22 protein-coding genes and 1 other RNA gene are annotated in these 23,005 nt (G+C 65.5%); 16 read left to right on the top strand and 7 right to left on the bottom strand.

Translation table 11 applies throughout. From position 1 onward, the window contains the following. The first annotated feature begins 5 nt into the window (after positions 1-5). The 4 genes from ssrS to JQ592_RS10090 all read left to right on the top strand — a co-directional run bounded on the left by ssrS (position 6) and on the right by JQ592_RS10090 (position 2,682). A non-coding RNA gene (gene ssrS, locus JQ592_RS10105) (6S RNA) lies at positions 6-166 on the top strand. 229 nt (positions 167-395) lie between these two features. After that, positions 396-992 (top strand): 5-formyltetrahydrofolate cyclo-ligase, encoded by a 597-nt coding sequence (locus JQ592_RS10100; RefSeq protein ID WP_211402720.1) that lies wholly within the window; start codon positions 396-398, stop codon positions 990-992. Further along, positions 970-1,794, top strand: coding sequence for a TIGR00282 family metallophosphoesterase (locus tag JQ592_RS10095; protein WP_211402719.1), 825 nt, complete (start codon positions 970-972; stop codon positions 1,792-1,794). Before JQ592_RS10100 ends, JQ592_RS10095 begins: the two co-directional genes overlap by 23 nt. A gap of 195 nt (positions 1,795-1,989) precedes the next feature. Then, positions 1,990-2,682 (top strand): hypothetical protein, encoded by a 693-nt coding sequence (locus JQ592_RS10090; protein WP_211402718.1) that lies wholly within the window; start codon positions 1,990-1,992, stop codon positions 2,680-2,682. A gap of 195 nt (positions 2,683-2,877) precedes the next feature. Here the strand turns inward: JQ592_RS10090 and JQ592_RS10085 are convergent, their stop codons facing one another. From JQ592_RS10085 to JQ592_RS10065, 5 genes are all read right to left on the bottom strand, one after another. Continuing rightward, positions 2,878-4,221 (bottom strand): c-type cytochrome, encoded by a 1,344-nt coding sequence (locus tag JQ592_RS10085; RefSeq protein WP_211402717.1) that lies wholly within the window; start codon positions 4,219-4,221, stop codon positions 2,878-2,880. After that, positions 4,218-6,386, bottom strand: a complete 2,169-nt coding sequence (locus JQ592_RS10080) for a xanthine dehydrogenase family protein molybdopterin-binding subunit (protein WP_211402716.1) — start codon at positions 6,384-6,386, stop codon at positions 4,218-4,220. Before JQ592_RS10080 ends, JQ592_RS10085 begins: the two co-directional genes overlap by 4 nt. 8 nt (positions 6,387-6,394) lie before the next feature. After that, the gene (locus tag JQ592_RS10075; protein WP_183248845.1) at positions 6,395-6,859 is read right to left on the bottom strand and encodes a (2Fe-2S)-binding protein; all 465 of its coding nucleotides are present in this window, start codon (positions 6,857-6,859) and stop codon (positions 6,395-6,397) included. A gap of 693 nt (positions 6,860-7,552) precedes the next feature. Next, positions 7,553-8,977, bottom strand: coding sequence for a methyl-accepting chemotaxis protein (locus JQ592_RS10070; protein ID WP_211402715.1), 1,425 nt, complete (start codon positions 8,975-8,977; stop codon positions 7,553-7,555). A gap of 117 nt (positions 8,978-9,094) precedes the next feature. Further along, the gene (locus JQ592_RS10065; RefSeq protein WP_211402714.1) at positions 9,095-10,843 is read right to left on the bottom strand and encodes a methyl-accepting chemotaxis protein; all 1,749 of its coding nucleotides are present in this window, start codon (positions 10,841-10,843) and stop codon (positions 9,095-9,097) included. A gap of 219 nt (positions 10,844-11,062) precedes the next feature. Here JQ592_RS10065 and JQ592_RS10060 point away from each other — a divergent pair, with 219 nt between their 5' ends. The 8 genes from JQ592_RS10060 to JQ592_RS10025 all read left to right on the top strand — a co-directional run bounded on the left by JQ592_RS10060 (position 11,063) and on the right by JQ592_RS10025 (position 17,430). Continuing rightward, entirely contained in the window at positions 11,063-11,809 is a 747-nt protein-coding gene (locus JQ592_RS10060; RefSeq protein ID WP_211402713.1) for a YebC/PmpR family DNA-binding transcriptional regulator, read from the top strand. 227 nt (positions 11,810-12,036) lie between these two features. After that, on the top strand, positions 12,037-12,564 hold the full coding sequence (gene ruvC, locus JQ592_RS10055; protein ID WP_018646707.1) for a crossover junction endodeoxyribonuclease RuvC: 528 nt from the start codon (positions 12,037-12,039) through the stop codon (positions 12,562-12,564). After that, complete coding sequence (gene ruvA, locus JQ592_RS10050; RefSeq protein WP_091881493.1) at positions 12,561-13,178, top strand: Holliday junction branch migration protein RuvA; 618 nt, start codon at positions 12,561-12,563, stop codon at positions 13,176-13,178. The genes ruvC and ruvA overlap by 4 nt, the downstream gene beginning before the upstream one ends. Next, positions 13,175-14,230 (top strand): Holliday junction branch migration DNA helicase RuvB, encoded by a 1,056-nt coding sequence (gene ruvB, locus JQ592_RS10045; protein WP_018646709.1) that lies wholly within the window; start codon positions 13,175-13,177, stop codon positions 14,228-14,230. The genes ruvA and ruvB overlap by 4 nt, the downstream gene beginning before the upstream one ends. Before the next feature lie 93 nt (positions 14,231-14,323). Further along, entirely contained in the window at positions 14,324-15,193 is an 870-nt protein-coding gene (locus JQ592_RS10040) for a DUF6869 domain-containing protein (RefSeq protein WP_211402712.1), read from the top strand. A gap of 105 nt (positions 15,194-15,298) precedes the next feature. Next, complete coding sequence (locus JQ592_RS10035) at positions 15,299-16,216, top strand: metallophosphoesterase (protein WP_211402711.1); 918 nt, start codon at positions 15,299-15,301, stop codon at positions 16,214-16,216. Between the two features lie 202 nt (positions 16,217-16,418). Then, on the top strand, positions 16,419-16,868 hold the full coding sequence (gene ybgC, locus JQ592_RS10030) for a tol-pal system-associated acyl-CoA thioesterase (protein ID WP_211402710.1): 450 nt from the start codon (positions 16,419-16,421) through the stop codon (positions 16,866-16,868). 94 nt (positions 16,869-16,962) lie between these two features. Beyond that, positions 16,963-17,430 carry a DUF1348 family protein gene (locus JQ592_RS10025; protein WP_211402709.1) on the top strand — a complete coding sequence of 156 codons (468 nt, stop codon included), beginning with the start codon at positions 16,963-16,965 and terminating at the stop codon, positions 17,428-17,430. 292 nt (positions 17,431-17,722) lie between these two features. On the opposite strand, the gene JQ592_RS10020 is transcribed toward JQ592_RS10025, so the two are convergent. Together JQ592_RS10020 and JQ592_RS10015 are read right to left on the bottom strand one after the other, a co-directional pair. Then, positions 17,723-18,436 carry a type 1 glutamine amidotransferase gene (locus JQ592_RS10020; RefSeq protein WP_211402708.1) on the bottom strand — a complete coding sequence of 238 codons (714 nt, stop codon included), beginning with the start codon at positions 18,434-18,436 and terminating at the stop codon, positions 17,723-17,725. Positions 18,437-18,465: 29 nt separating this feature from the next. Then, positions 18,466-19,392 carry a LysR family transcriptional regulator gene (locus JQ592_RS10015; protein ID WP_211402707.1) on the bottom strand — a complete coding sequence of 309 codons (927 nt, stop codon included), beginning with the start codon at positions 19,390-19,392 and terminating at the stop codon, positions 18,466-18,468. Between the two features lie 151 nt (positions 19,393-19,543). On the opposite strand from JQ592_RS10015, the gene JQ592_RS10010 reads away from it, so the two are divergent. Genes JQ592_RS10010 through JQ592_RS09995 form a run of 4 tightly spaced genes read left to right on the top strand, consistent with a single transcriptional unit; the run spans position 19,544 to position 22,993 of the window. Beyond that, positions 19,544-20,500: an N-carbamoyl-D-amino-acid hydrolase gene (locus JQ592_RS10010; protein WP_211402706.1), complete on the top strand. Its 957-nt coding sequence runs from the start codon at positions 19,544-19,546 to the stop codon at positions 20,498-20,500. A 50-nt stretch (positions 20,501-20,550) separates the two neighbouring features. Continuing rightward, positions 20,551-21,378 (top strand): ABC transporter substrate-binding protein, encoded by an 828-nt coding sequence (locus JQ592_RS10005; protein ID WP_211402705.1) that lies wholly within the window; start codon positions 20,551-20,553, stop codon positions 21,376-21,378. Further along, the gene (locus tag JQ592_RS10000) at positions 21,375-22,232 is read left to right on the top strand and encodes an amino acid ABC transporter permease (RefSeq protein ID WP_211402704.1); all 858 of its coding nucleotides are present in this window, start codon (positions 21,375-21,377) and stop codon (positions 22,230-22,232) included. Before JQ592_RS10005 ends, JQ592_RS10000 begins: the two co-directional genes overlap by 4 nt. Next, a complete protein-coding gene (locus JQ592_RS09995; RefSeq protein ID WP_211402703.1) occupies positions 22,229-22,993 on the top strand; it encodes an amino acid ABC transporter ATP-binding protein in 765 nt (254 codons plus the stop codon). The genes JQ592_RS10000 and JQ592_RS09995 overlap by 4 nt, the downstream gene beginning before the upstream one ends. Positions 22,994-23,005: the final 12 nt, after the last annotated feature.

The raw sequence follows: 23,005 nt of genomic DNA, 5'->3' as shown, positions 1-23,005 counted from the left end.
CGCGGGCGAGGCTGCGACGTGCGTCAGGAGCCATATATCCCCGGGGCCTTATCGATCCTTTAGGGAACTGTCCCTGGCCGGGCCCGTGGGCCCGGACATATGGTGCCCACCTACTTTCGTAGGGAACTCCGGGATCGAGTGCTTCAACGGCGTACGCGGCTTCGCACTGTTTTCTTCTGGTTCGTGCCTGTCGAGATTGCGTCCCCGACACGCTTGCGGTTCAGCTCAAGGTTCGGTGTCATGCCCCGCCGAGTGCGCAATTGCGCACGGAGGACCGGGGCATCCAGTACGCCGCGGCGTCGAGGTTCTAGCATTGGCGTCTCTGGAATACTGGATCACCCGCTCCAGTGCGCAAGGGCGCACAAGGCGGGTGATGACGTGGGGGACCAAAGCGCATGTCAAATTCGAAAGCCGAGCTCCGTGCCAAAGCCCTCGCCAAGCGCGATGCGCTGAGCGAGAAGAAGCGCACGGCAGCGGCCGCAAAGCTCGCCAAGCGCGGGCTGCCGTTCGAGCTGCTGCCGGGCAGCATCGTCTCCGGCTATTCGCCGATCCGCAGCGAGATCGATCCGATGCCGCTGTTGACGAAGCTCGCGGAGCAGGGCGCCAGGCTGGCGCTGCCCTGCGTCACCGCGCGCGGACAATCGCTGATCTTCCGCATCTTCCATCCGAACGACCGCCTGATGCTCGGCCCGCTCGGCATTCCCGAGCCGTCGCCTGCCGCGGCCGAGGTCATCCCCGACATCATGCTGACGCCGCTCGCCGCCTTCGACCGCCTCGGCCATCGCATCGGCTATGGCGCGGGCCATTACGATTTCACCTTCGCGCATTTGCGCAAAACCAAGCACATCGTCGGCATCGGGCTTGCTTTTGCAGCGCAGGAGATCGAGGCGGTTCCGGCACTATCCCACGACGTGGCGCTGGATTATGTGCTAACGGAATCGGACGTGTTCGATTTCCGGAGTTCTGAAGTTGCGCATTCTCTTCGTGGGTGATGTCGTCGGCCGTAGCGGGCGCGAGGCCGTCGCCGAATATCTTCCCGGCATGGTCAAGGACTGGTCGCTCGATTTCGTCGTGGTCAACGGCGAGAATTCGGCCGGCGGCTTCGGCATCACGGAAGCGATCTACCGGGAGTTCATCGAGGCCGGCGCCGATGCGGTGACGCTCGGCAACCACTCGTGGGACCAGCGTGAAGCCCTGGTGTTCATCGAGCGCGCCGACCGCCTGGTGCGCCCCGCAAACTATCCGCGCGGCACGCCCGGCCGCGGCGCCGCTTTGGTCGAGACCAAGAACGGCAAGCACGCGCTCGTCGTCAACGCGCTGGGCCGCGTCTTCATGACCCCGTTCGACGATCCCTTTGCCGCGCTCGAGCGCGAGCTCGGCGCGTGTCCGCTCGGCGTTGCCGCGGACGCGATCGTCGTCGATTTCCATTGCGAAGCGAGCAGCGAAAAGCAGGGCATCGGCTTCTTCTGCGACGGCCGCGCCAGCCTCGTCGTCGGCACGCACACGCACGTGCCGACCGCCGACCACCAGATCCTCTCGGGCGGCACCGCCTACATGACCGATGCCGGCATGACCGGCGACTACGACTCCATCATCGGCATGCAGAAGGAAGAACCGCTGCGCCGGTTCACATCAGGGATTCCGTCAGGCCGCTTCGAGCCGGCCGCGGGCGTCGCGACGCTCAGCGGCGTTGCGGTGGAAACGGATGACGCGACAGGGCTTGCGCTGAAGATCGCGCCGGTGCGTGTGGGCGGAAGACTGGAGCCCGCGACGCCGAAATTCTGGTTGAGCTAGCGAACGAAGCTGCACGCTCAGAAATCGTAGGGTGGGCAAAGGCGCGCTTGCGCCGTGCCCACGATCTCTTTCCATGTTCGCAAAAGTGCGTGGGCACGCTTCGCTTTGCCCACCCTACGGTACTGGTTAAGTTAACTAGCGCGTCACCACCCTACGATACTGGGATGCATCCCTGAATCTGCTCGGGAGTTTGTCGTGCCAAGGCTCGTCGCGATCCTACTGTTACTGCTGCTCTCGCATGGTGCGTTCGCGCAGATCATGAGCAAGCCACGGCCGGCGACCCGCGGGGCCGTGTCTCCTGCCGATATCGCAAGGCGGTTGGAGAAATCCGCCATCGAGACGGCGCGATTGGTGCCAAATGCGGCGCGAGGCTCGGCGATCGATTTCGCCTGGCCGATGAGTCCGGAGGAATATGCCGCGACCGCAAAGCATGTGGTCGTGCTCGTCAGTGTCGTCACGCAGGACGCCGCGGAGCTTCCCCTGCGCCGGGTGCACATCAGGGCCGGCGGCAAGGATGTCGAACTGGTCCGCCTCAGTCACGAGCTTGTCGGCGTTGCCCGGGGCTCCAGGACCTTTTCGGTTCTTGGTCCCTATCGCGAAGACGGATTCTACCTTGCGCCGGCCAGTGTGATGATGGCGGAGGGTTATCTGCAAGCCGACTTCGCCACGCGCCGAAGCGATTTCAATCTGTACAAACTGCCGGGCACGGCGCCCGACTTCATTCGGTCGGACAAAAATCCCGAGCCTTTGCCTGACGGCAAGCCGGATCTCGCCGCCGTCAGGGCGATGATCATGCGGGAGTACAAGGGATTCAAGCCTCCGACGTTCGAACGGACGATGTTGCCGCTCTGGCTTGAGCCGACGATGCCGAGGTTTCGGTTGAGCTAGCTGGCGGCGCTACACTCTCGGTGTCATCCCCGCGAAGGCCGGGACCCACCCCAGGGCGTCGTTGCTGCACGAAGCTGGCCACTCCGAGTCTTCGCAAAACGATTGCTGCGGCGTATGGGTCCCGGATCTGCGCTGCGCTTGTCCGGGACGACGGCGGAGATTGACGCGCGGTCACGCGCCAATCTCGCCGTGCGATTACTCCGCCGTCTGCTCCCGTAGCTCCGCCACGTCTTTCGCCGTTAGCTTCGAGCCCTTCGCACCAAACCGCGCCGTGACGTAATTCGCGACCGCCGCGATCTCGTCATCCGTGTAGGCATTGCCGAACGCCGGCATCGACAGCGCACTGTCGGGTGTGTGGCGCCTGGTGCCCGAGATCACGATCTGCGCGACGTTGGTGGCGGCGGGGTCGTTGACGGCCCAGGTGCCGGTGAGGGTTGCCATCGGCGAGACCGGGCTCTCGCCGCTCCAGCCATGGCAGCTGGCGCAGGCGCTGGCGAACATCTTCTTGCCGCGCGCGTCTGCCGTGACGCCGTCGCGGTGCGAGGCGGGGGCGACAGGCGCCGTGGTGGCCGGCAGGTCGGATGAGGGCTGCGGCGGCACGCTGCGCAAGTAGGCAACGATGCTGCTGATGTCTTCGGGCGCGAACTGACTGAAGCTGTGGTCGACCGCTTCACCCATCGGACCCGAGGCCGAGCCGTGGCCCGGCGCGTGGCCGAGCGACAGATACGAGATCAGATCCGCATCGCTCCAGTTGCCGAGACCGGTCGCCTTGTCGGAAGAAATGTTGAAGGCGCGCCAGCCCGCGGTGATGGCGCCGGCAAACTTCTTGCGATTATCCAGCGCGAAGCCGAGATTGCGCGGCGTGTGGCACTCGCCGCAATGCGCCAGTGCCTCGGCGAGATACGCACCACGATTCCACTCCGGGCTCTTCGATGTGTCTGGCGTGAAGCGCGTGTCCGGATTGAACACGGCCGACCAGACGATCATCGCCCAGCGCTGGTTGAACGGGAACGACAGCGTATTGTCCGGCGCCTTGGCGCGCACCGCCGGCAGGCTGAACAGATAGGCCTTCACCGCCAGCACGTCCTCGTCCGTCATGAGGGTGTAGGACGTGTAGGGCATCGCCGGATAGAGCCGCGCGCCGTCACGGCGCTTGCCGTGCTGGACCGCGTTCAAAAAGTCCTGGTCGCTGTAATTGCCGATGCCGGTGTCCTTGTCCGGCGTGATGTTGGTCGAATAGAGCGTGCCGAACGGCAGCTTGAAGGCGAGACCGCCGGAATAGTCCTTCTCGCCCGGCTTGGTGTGGCAGACCATGCAGTCGGCGGACTTGGCGAGATATTCGCCGCGTTCAATGAGGCTCGCTTTCTCCAGCTTGGCCGGCACGCCCGTGGGCTTGCCGGCGCGGTAATCCGCCAGTGCCACCTTGGTGCCGCCGGCGAAGTCGAGCGGGCCGGGCCCGCGGATGATCCAGACTCCGAGCGCCACCGCGACGATGACGATCACGACGATGCCAGTGAGGATACGCATCTTGCCGCTCATGCCTTTTTCCCCGCAGCCAGCAGTTTTCGATCGATCGGCAGGCGCCGCAGCGCTACGCCCGTTGCCGCGTAGATCGCGTTGCGCAGCGCCGGCGGTCCGGCATTGACGCCGGCCTCGCCGATGCCGCCGGGCGCCTCGCCACTTTTTACGACGATCACCTCGATCTTCGGCGTCTCGTTGATGCGCATCATGCGGTAGTCGTGGAAGTTCGACTGCTGCACGCGGCCCTTGTCGATGGTGATCTCGCCATAGAGCGCGGCGGTGAGGCCGAAGATCAGTCCGCCCTCGATCTGCGCCTTCACCGTGTCGGGGTTCACCGCGATGCCGGTGTCGACCACCGATGTGACGCGGCGAAGGGTGATCTCGCCGATGTCGTCGATCTCGGCCTCGACCACGGTCGCGATGAAGCTTGCGAAGGACGGCTGCACGCAGACGCCGCGGCCGACGCGCGGCGGCAGCTTCTGGCCCCAGCCGGATTTCTCCGCGACTTGGCTCAGCACCGCGAGCATGCGCGGATTCTTCGTCAGCATGGACTTGCGGAACTCGATCGGGTCCTTGCCCGCCTTGCGCGCGAGTTCATCCATCGCGCATTCGACCGCGAACACGTTGTTGTTCGGACCGACGCCGCGCCAGAAGCCGGTCGGCACCGACAGCGGCTCGGCGCGGACATATTCGACGTGGAAGTTGGCGAAGTCGTAGGGCGCATCCACCGCGGCATCGATTGCGTCGATGTCGATGCCCTTCTGGAACGCCGGCGGCAGCCAGCGTGCGAGCACGGCGGAGCCGGCGACCTTGTACTTCCAGCCCGCAACCTTGCCGTCGACCAGCGACGCGGTGATCTGGTCGCGATAGACCGGACGGTAGACGTCGTGCTGGATGTCCTCCTCGCGGGTCCACACCACCTTCACGGGGTAGTCGACCTGCCTTGCGATCTTCACCGCCGCGATCACCATGTCGGGCTCGAGCTTGCGGCCGAAACCGCCGCCGAGCAGGTGGTTGTTGACGATCACCTTGTCGACCGGCAGGCCCGCGGCTTTCGCCGCCTCCGACTGCACCCGCGTCATGATCTGCGTGCCGGTCCAGATCTCGCAGGCATCCGGCCTGACGTGGACGGTGGCGTTGATCGGCTCCATCGAGGCGTGCGCCAGGAACGGCAGCTCGTAAGCCGCCTCGAACCTGTCGCCGCTCGCCAGCGCCTTGGCGATGTCGCCGTCGGACTTGGCGACCGCTCCATCCTTCTGGCTGGCCTTGCGCAGATCGTCCCAGATGTCCTTGGTGGTGATCTCAGCGTTGGGTCCCTCGTTCCACTCGATCTTGAGCGCTTCGAGGCCCTGCTTCGCCGCCCACATGTGATCGCCGATCACGGCGACCATGTCGTCGAGCACCACGACCTTGCGCACGCCGGGGAGTTTTATCGCGGCACTGTCATCGACCTTGCCGACCTTGCCGCCGAATACCGGGCAGGCGGCGACGGTGGCGAACTTCATGCCCGGCAGGATCGCGTCGATGCCGTAGACGGCCTTGCCGTTGACCTTGTCCGGCGTGTCGAGCCGCTTCAAGGGCTGGCCGATGATGACGAAGTCCTTGGGGTCTTTCAGTGCGACATCCTTCGGCGGCGTCTGCCCCTGCGCTGCGAGCGCCAGCGCGCCGTAAGCGAGCTTGCGGCCGCTCGCTTCGTGCGCGACTTCGCCCTTGGCGGCCGTGCAGCTGGAGGGCTCGACGCCCCATTGGCTGGCGGCGGCCTGCACCAGCATCGCGCGCGCGGTGGCGCCGGCCTGGCGCAGCGGCAGCCACCAGGCACGGATCGAGTTGGAATTGCCGGTGACCTGCAGGCCGAAGGTCGGATTGCCGTAGAGCTTGTCGTTCGGCGGTGCGTGCTGCACCTCGACCTTGCTCCAGTCGGCATCCAGCTCCTCGGCGAGCACGGCAGAGATCGACGTGTAGGTGCCCTGGCCCATCTCGACCTGCGGCATCATCAGCACGGTGCGGCCGGTCTCGTCGATGCGGATGAAGGCGTTCGGCGCGAACTTGCCCTCGGTCGTATCGCGCGGCTGCACCGGCTCGTTGACGGCGGCGCGCAGCGGCAGATGGAAGGCGAGCAGGAAGCCGGTGGCGAGGCCGCCGGTCAGCAGCGAACGGCGGGAGAGATTGTTGTGTGCATTCATGGCGGACCTCACGACTGCCGGCCGTTGGCCGCGTGCTTGATGGCCTCGCGGATGCGCACATAGGTGCCGCAGCGGCAGATGTTGCCGGCCATCGCGGCGTCGATGTCGGAATCGTCAGGGTTCGGCGTTGCCGCCAGCAGCGCGGCAGCCGCCATGATCTGGCCGGACTGGCAGTAACCGCACTGGATCACTTCGGCCTCGAGCCAGGCCTTCTGCACCTTCGCGCCCGCAGGCGTGCTGCCGACATGCTCTATGGTGGTCACAGTGCGGTTCGCGACGGCGCTCACCGGCAGCACGCAGGAGCGCACCGCCTTGCCGTCGACATGCACCGTGCAGGCGCCGCACTGCGCGATGCCGCAGCCGAACTTGGTGCCGGTCATGCCGAGGATGTCGCGCAGCACCCACAGCAAGGGCATTTCAGGTGGCGCGTCGAACGATTTCGTCTCGCCGTTGATGGTGAGTGTTGTTGCCATGTGCATCCCCTTGCTCGACGAGCGCTTGCGGCGTCGGCGATTTGCGCGCGACCATAATCATAACGATGCGAAACGATGAAGCGTCCAAATTTCCGGCAATGCATATTTGCGCGATCGAAGCCTCAGGCCATGACGTTCACGAATTTGTGCGGCGATCGCTGCGAGGATTTTGGGCTATTTGATATGATAATCGTCATGTTTTGACGCATTTCCCTCGCGCGCGCCCTCGATCGCCGCAAATGGTCGTGCGAATGCGCAAAACCATGCGATGACGAAAATCGTGCGATTGGGAAAGTCAGGGACGGCGAGCACGGCGGGGACGCATCGATCGCAACGCCGATTGCTGTGCCCTCTCCCCTTGTGGGAGAGGGCCGCGACGCCGGTAGATGCAGACTCAATCGGGTGAGGGGTCTGTCTCCGCGTATGATCCTCTCTCATTCCGAAGCAGCTTTGGCCGCCGATAGAGACCCCTCATCCGGCGCTTCGCGCCACCTTCTCCCGCAAGGGGAGAAGGAAGGGGAGCGCATGGCTATTTCGGAATAATAGCATTATGCCCCTGTTTTGCCCGACGAGTCAAAGCGCGCCACGGCCTGCCGGCATAAGCCATTGATTCCGCACACCCCGGCTACTGTGCATGGGGTTGTTTTCGAGCTTTTTTATTTCAGCGATGCCGGAGCACCGTCGCACCGGTCGTCAGCCCTGGCGAAAGCCCATCCGGAAGGCGCCCCAGTGCCTGCCGCGGATCACGATCGGCGAGGACAGGTCCTTCATCAGCACGAACTGCCCGCCGCCCATGTCGCGGCGATAGGTCTGGAGCAGGAACGGTCTTGTGTTGGCCGCGACCTTCTTCACCGCGCGATCGGTGAACAGGCGGCGGTTGCGGCAGTTGGCGTTATTCCAGACCGGGTCCTTGCCCTGCGGCAGGCGGTAGTTCGGATTGTGGGTCGGCAGGTACCCGCCCTTGGCCCAGGCGACACAGAACACGATGCGGGGATCGCACTTCTGGATCGGGTCCTGGATCGCGGGCAGCACGCGGTCGGTGAACTCGACGTAGGCGGTGTTGTACTGCTTCGGATCGGTGCCTGATATCTCGCGGTAGTTCTCGTCCATGAGCTGGTCGAGCGTGATCTCGCCGCGCTCGATCGCGGCCTCGAACTCGGCCGAGATCTGCTTGGCGGTCTCGACGACGACACGGATCAGCGGCGCGTCCGACGTCTCGACGCCGCTGTCGGCGATCAGCGCGATCAGGCCCTCGGAGGTGTCGAGCAGCTTGGCCACCCGCTGATCGGCGTTTCTGAGGTCGTGCGACGACAGGTCGACGCCCTTGGCAAGCTCGTTGAGCTCGCTGATCACGGTGTCGCAATGGCCGAGATTGGAGGTCGCCGCGCGCGCGACGCTGTCGATCTCCGCTTCCACCGAGGCAAAACCCTGCTGGACGCGCGAGATGATGCCGGAGATCTGCTGAGCGCCTTCGCCGGCGGTCTTGGCGCGCTGCGAGGCGTCGCTGCTTTCGCCGATCAGGCCTTCGATCTGGCCGTCGAGATCGCGCACGGTGTCGGAGATCTGATGCGTGGCCTGGCGGGTGGCTTCCGCGAGGTTCTTCACCTCGCTTGCGACCACCGCGAAGCCGCGTCCGGCATTGCCGGCGCGCGCCGCTTCGATGGTTGCGTTCAGCGCGAGCAGATTGGTCTGCTTCGCGATCGCCTCGATCGAGCCGGACACCTTTGCCACCTGCGCCAGCGCCGAGCCCACGGCGCTGAGGCGCGCCTCGATGCGTTCCACAGCGGCGACCAGTTCGGAGATGTGGCTGACGGCGGTATCGACGGCGCTACGCGACTGCGCGATCTCGCCGACCGCGGCGGACGTCGTCGTCTGCACCGCCTGCGATGCGTTGGCGATGTCGTGATTGGCCGAGACCATCGTCTCGGCCGTCTTCTGCAGGTGGTGGAACCGTTCCGACTGGTTGACGACACGGTTCGCGACTTCCTGGACGTTGCCGGCGATGTCGGCGAGCTCGACGCCGAGGCCGCCGATGCGGTCGGCGAGCTGGTCGATCAGGCGTTCAGCCAGCGTCCGGTTCGATCCGGTGTCCAGTACTGCAAGTTGTGCCAGGGACATGTACGCGCTTCTCCAGTCAGGACCGGTGATCGGCTCTCGGCGGCATTCCCATTCCAGTTTTGACTTAGAGGATGATTCGCGCCGGGCGTCTTGCCCAGGAGTGCACGAGAGCGGGCATTACAGCTTATAAGCGGTGCGGAATCCGCCCCAGTGCCGGCCCTTGACGCGGATCGGCACGTCGATCTCGCGCATCATCACCGTGTTCCCGTTGCCCATGTCGCGGGCATAGCTCTGGACCAGGTAGGAGCGCTGGTTGTGTGCGGCGGCGAGCCCCGCCGGATCGTTGAAGATGCGCCGGTTGCGGCTGTTGGCCGTGTTCCAGGCGACGTCACCCGGCCGCTGCGGGTGCGAATAGATCTTGTTGTGCACCGGCAAAAAGCCGTTGCGGTCGACCATGGCGCAGAACGCCATGCGCGGGTCCTTGGCGAGAAAGCCTTCCTGGAACGGCGGCAGCGCGCGGTCGGCCCAGTCGAGATACCGGGTGCGGTATTGCTGCGGATTGGTGCCGGCGATCTCCACATAGTCGGTGTCGAAGAGGTCGTCGATCTTGACGTCGCCGCGCGCGACAGCCTGCTCGAAGATTTGGGTCAGCGTGTTGCCCGCTTCCATGGCGCGGGTGACGAACTCGGTGTTCTCCTCGTGGATCGACCAGAGCTTGTCCTCGATCTTCTCGCAGAGCTCGGCATTGGGGTTGACGAATTGCGCGCGCGCCCCGGCCTTGGATTGCTCGGTCACACGCAGGCGGCAGGCGCCGACCTGTTCGAGGCTGCCTTCGATCACCGCCTGCGACGCCAGCCGGCCGGCGTCTGCGCCGCCGATCAGCACCCCCTCCATCGAGATTTCATAGACCGGCATCACGGCGCGCGCGCTCTCGAACTTGAGATGGCAGGGCAACCGCTCGGTCTTGCGGCGGTCGTCGTGCTCGCTCTGGCGCAGCAGCACCGCGCAGCGCGATTTCAGCTTCTGCGCGAAGGTGGTGACGGCCTTGCCGGCGCTGGCGACGCTCTCGCCGTGGGTCTCGGCGGCCTTGGTGGCGGCGTCGATCTCGGCCGCGCTCTCGCCGACCGAGATGATGAACTCCGAGGCGCTGGCGGCATTGCCGGAGACTTCGCTCGTAGTGGCGTTCTGCTCGGCGACCGCACCGTTGACGGTCTCGAACACCGGGCGGATTGCCTCAATCGCCTGCGAGATGCGGTGCACGGCATCGGCCGAGCCTGCGGCATCGCGCTGCAGCGCGTCGATCTTCCTGGTGATCTCTTCCGTCGCGCCTTGCGTCTGCACCGCGAGCGCCTTGACCTCGGTGGCGACCACCGCAAATCCCTTGCCGGCGGCGCCCGCGCGCGCGGCCTCGATGGTCGAGTTGAGCGCGAGCAGCGTGGTCTGGCGCGCGATCTGCGCGATCAGGTTGACGACGTTGCCGATCGCGGCGGAGGACTCGCGCAAGCGATCCACATTGGCGCGCGCTTCCTGCGCCGCCGCGCTGGCCTCGTCGGCGAGCTTGCCGGCCGCGCGGACCTGCGCCCCGATGCCTTGCGCGGACTGGGTGAACTTGTCGGCGGCATGGGCGAAGGTGGATGCGGTCGATTGGGCGGCGTTGGTGCGGCCGGTCAGGGCGTCGGTGCGGTCGCGAATGGCGGCAAGCGTCGTGGCGGTCGCTTCGGCGCCGCCGGCCACCGAATTGGCGGCGCGCTCGAGCTGGCGGATCATGGCTCCGAGCTCGAGTTCCAGCAGTTCCAGGATTTCCTTGGCCGAATCGCCCTCATTGGCCGGGACCGGCTCGGGAATGGCCGCCGGCTGCGCAGCCTGCGGGGTGACCACCGGCGCAGCCATATCGGGCCGACGCTTCCGAAACAGTCCGAATGCCATGAGGTCTCTCTTGTCGGCGGGCGGGCGGAGGCTATTTTCGCAGCCCGGAATGAAATCAGGGTTAACAATGCCCGACATCTGGGCACGGTCCATTCCGGTGGCTATCTTTACAGTGCTACCGTGAAGCCTCAGGGCCCCTTTGATTCCGGTGGGTTGGCGGCCTATAAGGCCGCGCTTCCCACGCTCACCTTTGGCTGACTATTCCACAAGAGACCACGCATGGCCGGACATTCCCAATTCAAGAACATCATGCACCGCAAGGGGCGGCAGGATGCGCAGAAGTCGAAACTGTTCGGCAAGCTGGCGCGGGAAATCACCGTCGCGGCCAAGCTGGGGACGCCCGACCCCGCCATGAATCCGCGCCTGCGCGCCGCCGTGATCGCCGCGCGCCAGGAGAACATGCCGAAGGACAATATCGAGCGCGCCATCAAGAAGGCGCTCGGCAGCGACGGCGAGAACTATGACGAGATCCGCTACGAGGGCTACGGCCCGGGCGGCGTCGCCGTCATCGTCGAGGCGCTGACCGACAACCGCAACCGCGCCGCCTCCGACATCCGCTCCTTCTTCACCAAGTCGGGCGGCAATCTCGGCGAAACCGGCTCGGTCTCCTTCATGTTCGACCGCACCGGCATCATCGAATACGACCGCAGCGTCGCCTCCGACGACGCGGTGCTGGATGCCGCGATCGAGGCCGGCGCCGACGACGTGATCTCCGGCGAAGGCGGCCACGAGATCTACGCCTCGACCGAAGGCTATCGCGACGTCGCCAAGGCGCTGGAAGCCAAGTTCGGCGAGCCGCGCAAGGCCGCGCTGATCTGGAAGCCGCAGAATACGGTCGCGGTCGACGACGAAACCGGCGAGAAGCTGCTCAAGCTGATGGACCTGCTCAACGAGCACGACGACGTCCAGAACGTCTACGCCAATTTCGAGGTGTCGGACGCGCTGATGGCGAAGATGGGTGGCTGACGCCGGCTCCGAATTCCGCTGTCGTCGCCCGGCTTGACCGGGCGACCCAGTATTCGAGACGCCAGAGGAATACGGATAAGCCGCGGCGTACTGGATACCCCGCCTTCGCGGGGTATGACGGCGGAGTAGGGAGTGGGCGGCGGTGCTCACCCGAGACACCCCACTTCCCCTGTTACTTCCGTTCTGTTTCTGTTTCCCCCGCCGCGGCCAGCCGCTATCACTGGCCCATGACTGCGCTCCCGATTCGTGGCCCCGTTCGCATCATCGGCATCGACCCCGGCCTGCGCCGCACCGGCTGGGGCGTGATCGAGGCCGAGGGCAATCGCCTGATCTACGTCGCCTGCGGCTCGGTGGAACCGCCGGACGATCTGCCTCTGTCGAGCCGGCTGCTCGCGATCCACGAAGGACTCGCGTCCGTCCTGTCCAGCCACCAGCCGATGGAAGCCGCGGTCGAGCAGACTTTCGTCAACAAGGACGGCGTTGCGACGCTGAAGCTCGGCCAGGCCCGCGGCGTCGCCATGCTGGCGCCTGCAATGTTCGGCATCAGCGTTGCCGAATATGCGCCGAACCAGGTCAAGAAGACGGTGGTCGGCGCCGGCCACGCCGACAAGCAACAGATCGCGATGATGCTGAAGATATTGCTGCCGAAAGCCGAGCCGCCGTCCGCTGATGCTGCCGACGCGCTCGCCATCGCCATCACCCATGCCCATCACCGCCAGAGCACGGCGCTCAGGCTGAAGGTGGCCGGACTATGATCGGCAAACTCAAGGGCCTGATCGATTCCTACGGCGAGGACTTCGTCATCCTCGATGTCGGCGGCGTCGGCTATCAGGTGCACTGCTCGTCGCGCACGCTGCAGCATCTGCCCTCGCCGGGCGAAGCCGCCGTGCTGTCGATCGAGACCTATGTCCGCGAGGACCAGATCAAGCTGTTCGGCTTCCGCACCGATCAGGAGCGCGAATGGTTTCGCCTGCTGCAGACCGTGCAGGGCGTCGGCGCCAAGGTCGCGCTCGCGGTGCTCGGCACGCTGTCGCCTGCCGATCTCGCCAACGCCATCGCGCTGCGCGACAAGGCCGCGGTGTCGCGTACGCCCGGCGTCGGCCCCAAGGTCGCCGAGCGCATCGTCACCGAATTGAAGGACAAGGCGCCGGCCTTCGCCAATGTCGATCCGGCCGTCGTGCATCTTGCCGGCGCCGTCGACGACCAGCGCGCGCCGCGCCCGGTGGCGGATGCGATCTCCGCGCTGGTCAATCTCGGCTACGGCCAGCCGCAGGCGGCTGCGGCCATTGCATCGGCCTCGCGCAGCGCGGGTGAAGGCGCCGAGACCGCGCAGCTCATTCGCCTCGGCCTGAAGGAATTGGCGAAGTGAGCGATCCCAAAGCCAGCCGCATGGTCTCGCCCGAGCGCCGCAGCGACGATGTCGGTGACACCGCGCTGCGTCCGCAATCGCTGTCCGATTTCGTCGGCCAGCAGCAGGCACGCAAGAACCTCTCGATCTTCATCGAAGCCGCGCGCAAGCGCGGCGAGGCGTTGGATCACGTGCTGTTTGTCGGTCCCCCCGGCCTCGGCAAGACCACGCTGGCGCAGATCGTGGCGAAAGAACTCGGCGTCGGCTTTCGTGCGACGTCGGGCCCGGTGATTGCCAAGGCCGGCGATCTCGCCGCGCTGCTCACCAATCTCGAAGAGCGCGACGTGCTCTTCATCGACGAGATCCATCGCCTCAGCCCGGCGGTCGAGGAAGTGCTCTATCCCGCGATGGAGGATTTCCAGCTCGACCTCATCATCGGCGAGGGCCCGGCGGCGCGCTCGGTGAAGATCGAGCTGTCGAAATTCACGCTCGTCGGCGCCACCACGCGCGCCGGCCTGCTCACCAATCCCTTGCGCGATCGCTTCGGCATTCCGGTCCGGCTCAATTTCTACACCATCGAGGAGCTCGAGAGCATCGTCAGCCGTGGCGCGCGCGTGCTCAATGTCGGCATGAGCGCGGATGGCGCCAACGAGATCGCGCGCCGCGCCCGCGGTACGCCACGCATCGCCGGGCGCCTGCTGCGTCGCGTCCGCGATTTCGCCTCGGCGGCGAACGCCGACACGATCGATCGCAAGATCGCCGATCACGCGCTGAGCGCGCTCGAGGTCGACGCCGCGGGCCTGGATGCGATGGACCGCCGCTATCTCTCGACCATCGCGCTCAACTATGGCGGCGGTCCCGTCGGCGTCGAGACCATGGCCGCCGCGCTGTCCGAGCCGCGCGATGCGATCGAGGACATCATCGAGCCCTATCTGATCCAGTGCGGCTATCTCCAGCGTACTCCGCGCGGTCGCCTGCTCACCTCGCACGCTTTCCGCCATCTCGGCCTCGCCGAGCCCAATCGCGATGCGGCACAGTTCGGCCTGTTCGGCACCGACGAAAGCGACGACTGATCGCCGCAGCCCATGAACCCGCCGGTTTCATCCGATCACTAATCCGAACGCGCGGCGAACGGTGTCGCCGCTGATGGATCGGAGTGGGAAGGAATGGCGCCAGCGGACAATACCGGATTGCTCGAGACCGTCGCGGCGGCGCCGCAGCTGCGCACGCCGGACCAGACCGAGGCATTCCTCGATTCCCTGCCGATCAGCGAGCTGGCATCGATGTGGCGCGCGCTTCAGCGCGTCAGCCGGCGCGACCAGGCCGGCAGCATCTGGGCCATCAAACTCTATTTCGATCATCTGCCGCATCGCCTGCCGCAGGCTGCGCTCGATCTGGTGCTGGAGGTGCTGAAGACGGAGGCCGACAAGCCGACGGTGATGCAGCTCAACGACAAGTTCCTGCTGGCGCTGCTCTACGCGCACGGGCCGGACGTGATCGCGCGGATCGAGCGCGAAGCCGCGCACAATGACCGGCTGCGCTGGCTGCTTGGCGGCGTGCATGTCGATCCCGATGATCCCGTGATGTCGCGCATTGCAGGGGTCGCCGACAGCGAGGCCTGGCATGCCGACCATTTGGCGCAGCGTACGCCGCGCGAGCCGCTCGATTGCGCCAACATGTCGGTCACAGAGCTCGCCGGCGCCTGGATCGAGCAATATTCGAAATCCGAACGCGACCAGGACGACAATCTGTTCACGATCATGGATTTCGAGCGCGACCTGCGCGAGGACGATCCCGACAGGATGATCGACCTGATCCTGGAGATCCTGAAGATCGAGTCCAATCCGGTGCTGCTGGCACTGCTGGCCGCGGGGCCTCTTGAGGACGTGATCAGCGTCGGGACGATCGACCGCATCGAGCACGAGGCGCAGGTCAACGAACGTTTTCGTGACCTGCTCGGCGGTGTCTGGTACTACCAGGCGTCCGACGAGCTGAAGACGCGGCTGGATGCGCTGGTCGGCGAAAGCCGCTGGTAAGTTTTGTGCAGGCCTCTGCACGCAGCTGCAGACGGTCTGCACGTGCCTACCCCAATTCCGCTCCAATCGGGTCGCATCAAGGAGCAGCATCACCATCGAGCGTCCATGATCACGCGCCGTCATTTCATCCGTTCCATCGGGGCCCTGTCAGCCCTCGGCGTCTCGAGCGCGGCCTACGGCGTCGGCGTCGAACCGATGCTGCGGCTCCGCGTCACCCGCTATCATCCGATGCCGCGGCAGTGGCCGGCGGACCTTCCGCTCAAGATCGCCGTTATCGCCGACATTCATGCCTGCGATCCCTGGATGTCGCTGGAGCGGATCGAGGGCATCGTGGATCGCACCAACGCACTGAACGCCGACCTCATCGTGCTGCTCGGCGACTATGTCGCCGGCCTTCACCACGTCACGCGCATCATCCCGTCGAGCGAGTGGGCGAGGGTGCTTGCCGGCCTCAAGGCGCCGCTCGGCGTCCATGCCGTCATGGGCAATCATGATTATTGGGTCGACAGGGCCGTGCAGCAGGCGGGGCATGGGCCGACGGTCGCCCACCGCGCGTTGGAGACGGCCGGCATTCCCGTCTACGAGAACGACGCCGTGCGCCTCACCAAGGACGGCCGTTCCTTCTGGCTCGCCGGGCTCGGCGATCAACTCGCCTTCCTGCCGGCGCGGCGCTTCCGGAGCACGGGACGCTTCGGTGCCGACGATCTCACCGCGACGCTCGCCAAGGTCACCGACGACGCGCCCGTGATCCTGCTCGCCCATGAGCCCAATATCGCGCCGCGCGTGCCCGCGCGCGTCGCGCTGCAACTGTCCGGCCACACCCATGGCGGCCAGGTCCGCCTACTCGGCTGGTCGCCGGCCGTTCCGAAGCAGCAGGGTCTGCGGCTCGCCTATGGACATGTCAGGCTGAAATGCGACGTCATCATCTCCGGCGGCCTCGGTTGCAGCCTCATGCCGGTCCGTGTCGGCGTGCCGCCGGAGATCGTCGAGGTGACGCTGGGGCGGGCGCCGGTGGTGGCGTAGTATAGCTGTGCCTGATTGTGCGGCGGCGACCGAAGCGCTAGCATCGCGCAATGGAACGAACCGCCGAAAACCTTGAAAAGCTGCGTGCGCTAAGATCTGCCATTAACGAAGGGATGGTCGATGTAGCGGCGGATCGTGTCGTGTCTTGGAATTTGGAAGAGTTTCTCGAGGAAGCTCGCAGACAGAGAAGCTCTAGGCCAAAATGACTGCCCATCTCGACGGCGAGATCCGCGACGGCCGCCACCACATGCAGGTCCGCGTCTACTACGAGGACACGGATTTTTCCGGCATCGTCTATCACGCCAATTATCTGCGCTACATGGAGCGCGGCCGCACCAATCATCTCAGGCTGATGGGCGCCGAGCAGCAGGCGCTGTTCGAGCAGGTGGAGACGGAAGGCGCGGGCTTTGCCTTCGTCGTGCGCTCGATGCATCTCGATTTCCTCAAGCCCGCGCGGATGGACGACGTGCTCGACGTCGTGACGTGGCCGATCGCGGTGAAGGGCGCCTCCATCATGCTGGCACAGGAGGTTCGCCGGGCTGAGGACGTGCTGGTGAAGGCCGAGGTGCGCGTCGCCTTCATCAGCGGCGGCCGCGCCCAGCCGATCCCGAAATCGATCCGCGCCTTGATGAAGGCTGATTTGATTTCCTGATCGCCCGATAAGTGATCGGCCGAAAGATGATGGCCTATCGACTCCGTCAATTGCAGCGATAGATTTGCGGCCCCGATCAACCGATGAGGCCACCATGTCGCGCCCGCCGCTTCCGCCCTTTACCCGAGAGACCGCCGCGCAGAAGGCGCGCATGGCCGAGGACGCCTGGAATTCGCGCGATCCGGTTCGGGTCTCGCTCGCCTATACCGAGGACAGCCGCTGGCGTAACCGCTCCGAGGTGTTTCAGGGCCGCGAGGCCATCGTCGCCTTCCTCACACGCAAATGGGAGAAGGAGCAGAATTACCGCCTGATCAAGGACCTCTGGGCCTTCGACGGCAACCGCATCGCGGTGCGCTTCCAATACGAATGGCACGATGGAAACGGCCAGTGGTATCGCTCCTACGGCAACGAGCAGTGGGAGTTCGACGAGCACGGCCTGATGAAGCGCCGCGAGGCTTCGATCAACGACATCATGATTGCGGAGAAGGACCGCCGGTTTCACTGGCCGGCGCCAGGGTCGCGGCCGGCCGATGTGCCGGGGCTGGGGACGGATCCGTTCTGATTATCTAACCGCCCCCATTGCTCTTCGCTCTTGCTTTCGGAAAGTCCTCCCAAAACCACATGCCGCCTAACGCCGTCACGAAACCGGCGGCCATTAGCATCCAGCCCTTCCACCGAAGCGCGAAGAATAGGAGATATATCAGAGCCACCAGCCCTACGATGATTAGGACGAGTGCAACCATCAGGCTTATCGTGCGACGAATTGGGCTCATTCCTCATCCAGCCTAAAGCGTCCAGAGACATTTATGTCCCTGTGCCTTCTCCCTCACAAGGGGAGAGGGCAAAGTGCGCGACTAAGGCGCCGGGCGCCTTGCCAAAAACCGCGTAATCGCCTCGCCGAGCTTCGCATTATCCATCGGCTCCGCCAGCGACGCCCTCGCCGTGGCCACAACATCATCCGGCGCCTTGCCGTCGCGCAGATCGCAGCATACTTGCGCGAACGCCACATCGAATTCCGGATGCGGCTGCACGGTCAGCGTTGCGCCGTTGGCGTAGAGCAGGCCGGCATGCGGGGTGAACTCGGAGGAGAGGATCGTCAGCGCATCGCTTGGCGGCTCGATCACCTGGTCCTGATGCGAGGCGGCAATCGCAACCGCTTCGCCGTCGACGACGCCGTTCTCCGGCAGCACCTGGTAGACGTGCCGCCCGATGCCCCAGCCCTTCTCGGATTTGCGCACGGTGCCGCCGAGCGCCTGCGCGATCAGCTGGTGGCCGAAGCAGATGCCGACCATCGGTGTCTTGTTGGTGTAGGCTTTGCGGACGAAGTCCTCCAGCGGTGCGATCCAGTCGAGCCCGTCATAGACGCCGGCGGCAGCGCCCGTGATCAGCACCGCTTCGAGCTTGCCGGGATCGGGAAGCGCATCGCCGTTGGGGATGCTGACGACCTCGACCGTCGCCGTCGGATCCTCGATGCGGATCATCCGTTCGAACATGTCCGGAAACGAGCCGTGGTGCTCGCGAAATTTTGCCGGGACCTGTCCGGTCTCGATGATGGTGATGCGTGCCATGTGCCCCCCGGGTCAAAAGGTCGCGAAGCTCAGTCGCTTTCTGCCCCATGTTGCTGGTGTGGCGCTGTGCGCTCCAGCAGCCCGCTTTCCTTGCGCACCTCGTTGAGAAACGCCTTGGCCAGGCGCGACAGCGGCTCGGCTTCCGACCATAGCATGTAGGCGACCGCGTGCGTCGTCGGCGTGAACGGCCGCACGATCAGGCCGCTGCCGCCGTTCTGCCGCGGCGAGAACGGGTCGACCACCGCGGCGCCGACGCCGGCGGCAGCCAGCACGCAGGCCGTGTTGCAGTAGCGCACCTCGACGGTCGGCTGGAATGGCGCGCCGGCACGGGCAAAACTGTCGCGCACGGCTTCGCCCAGCCGCGTGCCGCGTTCGAGCCCGATGAAGGGCAGGCCGGAGAGATCCGCGGCCGAGATGACGGGCCTGTCGGCGAGCGGGTGCTGCGGCGGCAGCACGCAAACCATCTCGCCGGTGTGCACGACCTCATGCGCGATGCCGGGATGATGCGTCAGCCCGAGCGCGAAGCCGAGCTCGGCGACACGGCTGAGCACGCCCTCGATGATGCCCTCGTAGCGCCGCACGTCGAAGAACACGCGCGTCTCCGGGCGGCGGCGCAAAAAGCCTGACAGCGCGGACGGAATGATGCTGTAGGCGAGCGGCGGGGTCGCCACGATGGCGAGATGTCCGGAGCGGTTCTCGCGCAGATCGCGCACACGGCTCTCGAGTTTTGCGTGCAACGCGAAGATCGCCTCGCTCTCCTTGTAGAGCGCCATCGCTTCGGCGGTTGGAAACAGCCGGTTGTTGACGCGCTCGAACAGCGCAAAGCCCGCCTGCGCCTCCATCGTCTTCAGCGCGTTGCTGACCGCCGGCTGCGACAGCGCCAGTTCGTCCGCCGCCGCCACTGTGGTGCGGTGGCGGATGACGGCGCGGAGGATCTCGAGCTGACGCAGGTTCATATCACTGCCAATTATACTCAGGGCTAAAAGATCATAGCAGAACGAATTGATTTTGCAGCCCCGCTCACCCGTAATGGCGGCAGATTTGCACGTCGCATCAAAGGGTTCATTCGCCCATTGAGGCAGCACTGCGCACAGATTGGAGGCAATCTTGGTTCGTGTCCTTCGCGCCGCCGCCGCCCAGATGGGCCCGACGCAAAAAGCAGACTCGCGCGAGCATACGCTGGCGCGGATGCTTGCGCTGCTGGAGGAGGCCGCTGGCCGCGGCGCCAGCCTCGTGGTGTTTCCGGAGCTTGCCTTCACCACCTTCTTCCCGCGCTGGCTGCTCGAGGGCGAGGCGCTCGACCGGTATTTCGAGCGCGGCATGCCGAACCCGGCGGTCGCGAAGCTGTTCGACCGCGCGCGTGCGCTGCGCGTCGGCTTCTATGTCGGCTATGCCGAGCTGACGCCGGACGGCCGCCGCTACAATTGCGCTGTCCTGGTCGATCGCGACGGCGAGATTCTCGGCCGCTATCGCAAGGTGCACCTGCCGGGCTCGGTCGAGCCTCGCGAGGGTGCGCGCTACCAGCAGCTCGAGAAGCGCTATTTCGAATATGGCGACCTCGGCTTTCCCGCCTTCCGCGCCGGCTCGGCCTGGGCTCACGCCATCATGGGCATGATGATCTGCAACGATCGTCGCTGGCCGGAATCCTGGCGCGTGCTCGGCCTGCAAGGCGTCGAGCTCGTCTGCATCGGCTACAATTCGGCGGCCTATGATCCCAATGGCGGCACGACGGAAGACGGAGCCTTGCGCACCTTCCACTCGACGCTGGTGACGCAGGCCAACGCCTACATGAACGCGACCTGGGCGATCTCGGTGGCGAAGGCAGGCGAGGAGGATGGCTCCGGGCTGATCGGCGGCTCCTGCATCGTCGATCCCAATGGCCGCATCGTCGCACAGGCCCAGACGCTGGCCGACGAGGTGATCGTCGCCGACATCGATCTCGACCTCTGCCGCCAGGGCAAGGACAAGATGTTCAACTTCGCCGCCCACCGGCGGCCCGAGCAATACAGGGTGATCACCGAACGCGCCGGCGTCATCGAGCCGGCCGTTCTCGACGCCGACTGAGCAAGTGGCACGGCGCTGGCAAAGGAGCTGACATGGGCAAAGGAGCTGACATGACACGCCTCTCATTTTCTCTCGCTGTTGCCGCGCTGGCTGCGGTGACCTCCGCGCAGGCCGCCGAGTTGCCGGCGGAGATCAAGCAGGCGGGCGCGCTAAAACTCACGGTCAACTCCACCTACGCGCCGATGGAATATCGCGATCCCGCGACCAACGAGCTGGTCGGGCTCGACATCGATCTCGCCAATGAGCTCGCCAAGCGGCTCGGCGGCCTCAAGATCGTCTGGAGCGAGACGCCGTTCGCCGAGCTGATCCCCTCGCTCCAGACCAAGCGCGCCGACTTCATCATCTCCGGTATCTCGGACCGCGCCTCGCGGCGCGAGACCGCCGATTTCGTCGATTATCTCGCAACCGGCCCGCAGTTCTTCGTGATGGCGGACAACGCGGCCAAGGACGCGACCGATCTCTGCGGCAAGAAGGTCGGCACCACCCGCAGCACCAGCTTCCCGGTCGAGATCGAGAAGTGGAGCAAGCAGAATTGCGAGCCGGCCGGCAAACCCGCGATCCAGTACGTTCCGGGCGAAAACTCGATCGACGTCCGCAACCAGCTCAAGCAGGGCCGCATCGATGCCGCCGTGCAGGGCAGCGAGACGCTGCCCTATGCGCAGACGCAGGAACCCGGCAAATACCGCATCGTCGGTGAGGCCTTCGCCAAAGGCTATCAAGGCATCATGTTCCGCAAGGACGATGCGGCCTTGCGCGAGGTCGTGACCGAGAAGCTCTCGGCGATGATCGCCGACGGCGCCTACAAGGCGATCCTCGACAAATGGGGCTTAGGGGCCAACGCGGTGGCCCAGCCCATGCTGAACGCGGCGCCGCAATGAAGCCGGCGCCGGCACTCGCGGAGGGATTTCCCGATCTGTCGGGCATGCGGATCGCGCGCGAGCCGCACTGGTTCCGCTGGATCAGCGCGGCCCTGATCGTCCTCGTGCTGGCGGCGATCGTGCGCGCGTTTGCGAACGGTCAGATCGAGTGGTCCTATGTGAGCCGCTTCCTGACCGTGAAGGCCATCCTCGAAGGCATCGTCAACACAATGGTGATGGCGGTGCTGGCGATGATGCTCGGCATCTTTCTCGGCATCGTCGTCGCGATCATGCGGCTGTCGCCCAATCCGGTGCTGAAGACGGTGGCCGCGGGTTACACCTGGCTGTTCCGTGGCACGCCGCTGATCCTGCAACTGCTGCTGTGGTTCAACCTCGCGCTGGTGTTTCCGACCATCGGCATTCCGGGCCTGTGGAGCGCGCGCGCCGTGGACGTCATGACGCCGTTCCTCGCCGCGCTGCTCGGGCTCGGCATCAACCAGGGCGCCTACACCTCCGAAGTGATGCGCGCCGGCATGCTGTCGGTCGACATCGGGCAATATGAGGCGGCGCAGGCGATCGGCATGGGACGGCTGCGCGCGCTGCGCCGGATCGTGCTGCCGCAGGCGATGCGGGTGGTGATCCCGCCGCTCGGCAACGAGTTCATCGGCATGGTGAAGGCGACCTCGCTCGCGAGCGTCATCCAGTATCCGGAGCTGCTGCACAACGCCGAGAACATCTACTACGCCAACTCCCGCGTCATCGAGCTCCTGATCGTGGCCGGACTCTGGTATCTGCTCGTGGTCTCGATCCTGACCCCGCTGCAGATGCTGCTCGAACGCCGCTTTGCACGCGGCACATTGCGGCTGGCGCGATGACAAAACCCCTCGTCGCGATTCGCACCGTCAGCAAGAATTTTGGAGAGTTCCAGGCTCTCAGAGGCGTCTCGCTCGACGTCTGGCCCGGCGAGGTGATGTGCCTGATCGGCGCCTCTGGCTCGGGCAAGACCACGCTGCTCCGCTGCATCAACCAGCTGGCTATGATCGACAGTGGCGGCATCTGGCTTGACGGAGAGCTGCTGGGCGTGCGCGAGCACGGTGGGAAGCTTCACCGCCTCTCCGAGCGCGAGATCGGGCGGCAGCGGCTTAAGACCGGCATGGTGTTCCAGCGCTTCAATCTGTTTCCGCACAAGACCGCGCTGGAGAACATCACCGAGGGTCCGACCCAGGTGCAGGGGCGAAAGCTAGATGAGGTGCGCACTGAAGCGCTCGAGCTGCTTCGTCGGGTCGGGCTGGCGGCCAAGTCGGACTCCTATCCCGCGCAGCTCTCCGGCGGCCAGCAGCAGCGCGTGGCGATTGCGCGCGCGCTCGCGATGAAGCCGATGCTGATGCTGTTCGACGAGCCGACCAGCGCGCTCGATCCCGAGCTCGTCGGCGAGGTGCTCGCGGTGATGAAGGAGCTGGCGAAGAGCGGCATGACCATGATGGTGGTGACGCACGAGCTCGGCTTTGCGCGCGAGGTCGCCGACCGCGTCGTCTACATGGACCAGGGCGCGATCGTCGAGCAGGGCCGCGCCTCGGACGTTCTGGGCGCGCCGCGCGAGGAGCGCACCAAGGCATTTCTTTCGGCTGTGATCTGACATTGGGGGTGT

The sequence above is a fragment of the Bradyrhizobium iriomotense genome (assembly GCF_018129405.1).
Classification (GTDB): domain Bacteria; phylum Pseudomonadota; class Alphaproteobacteria; order Rhizobiales; family Xanthobacteraceae; genus Bradyrhizobium; species Bradyrhizobium iriomotense_B.
The sequence above is the reverse complement of the archived record's forward strand: the minus strand, read 5'-3'. Positions and strand labels throughout refer to the sequence as shown.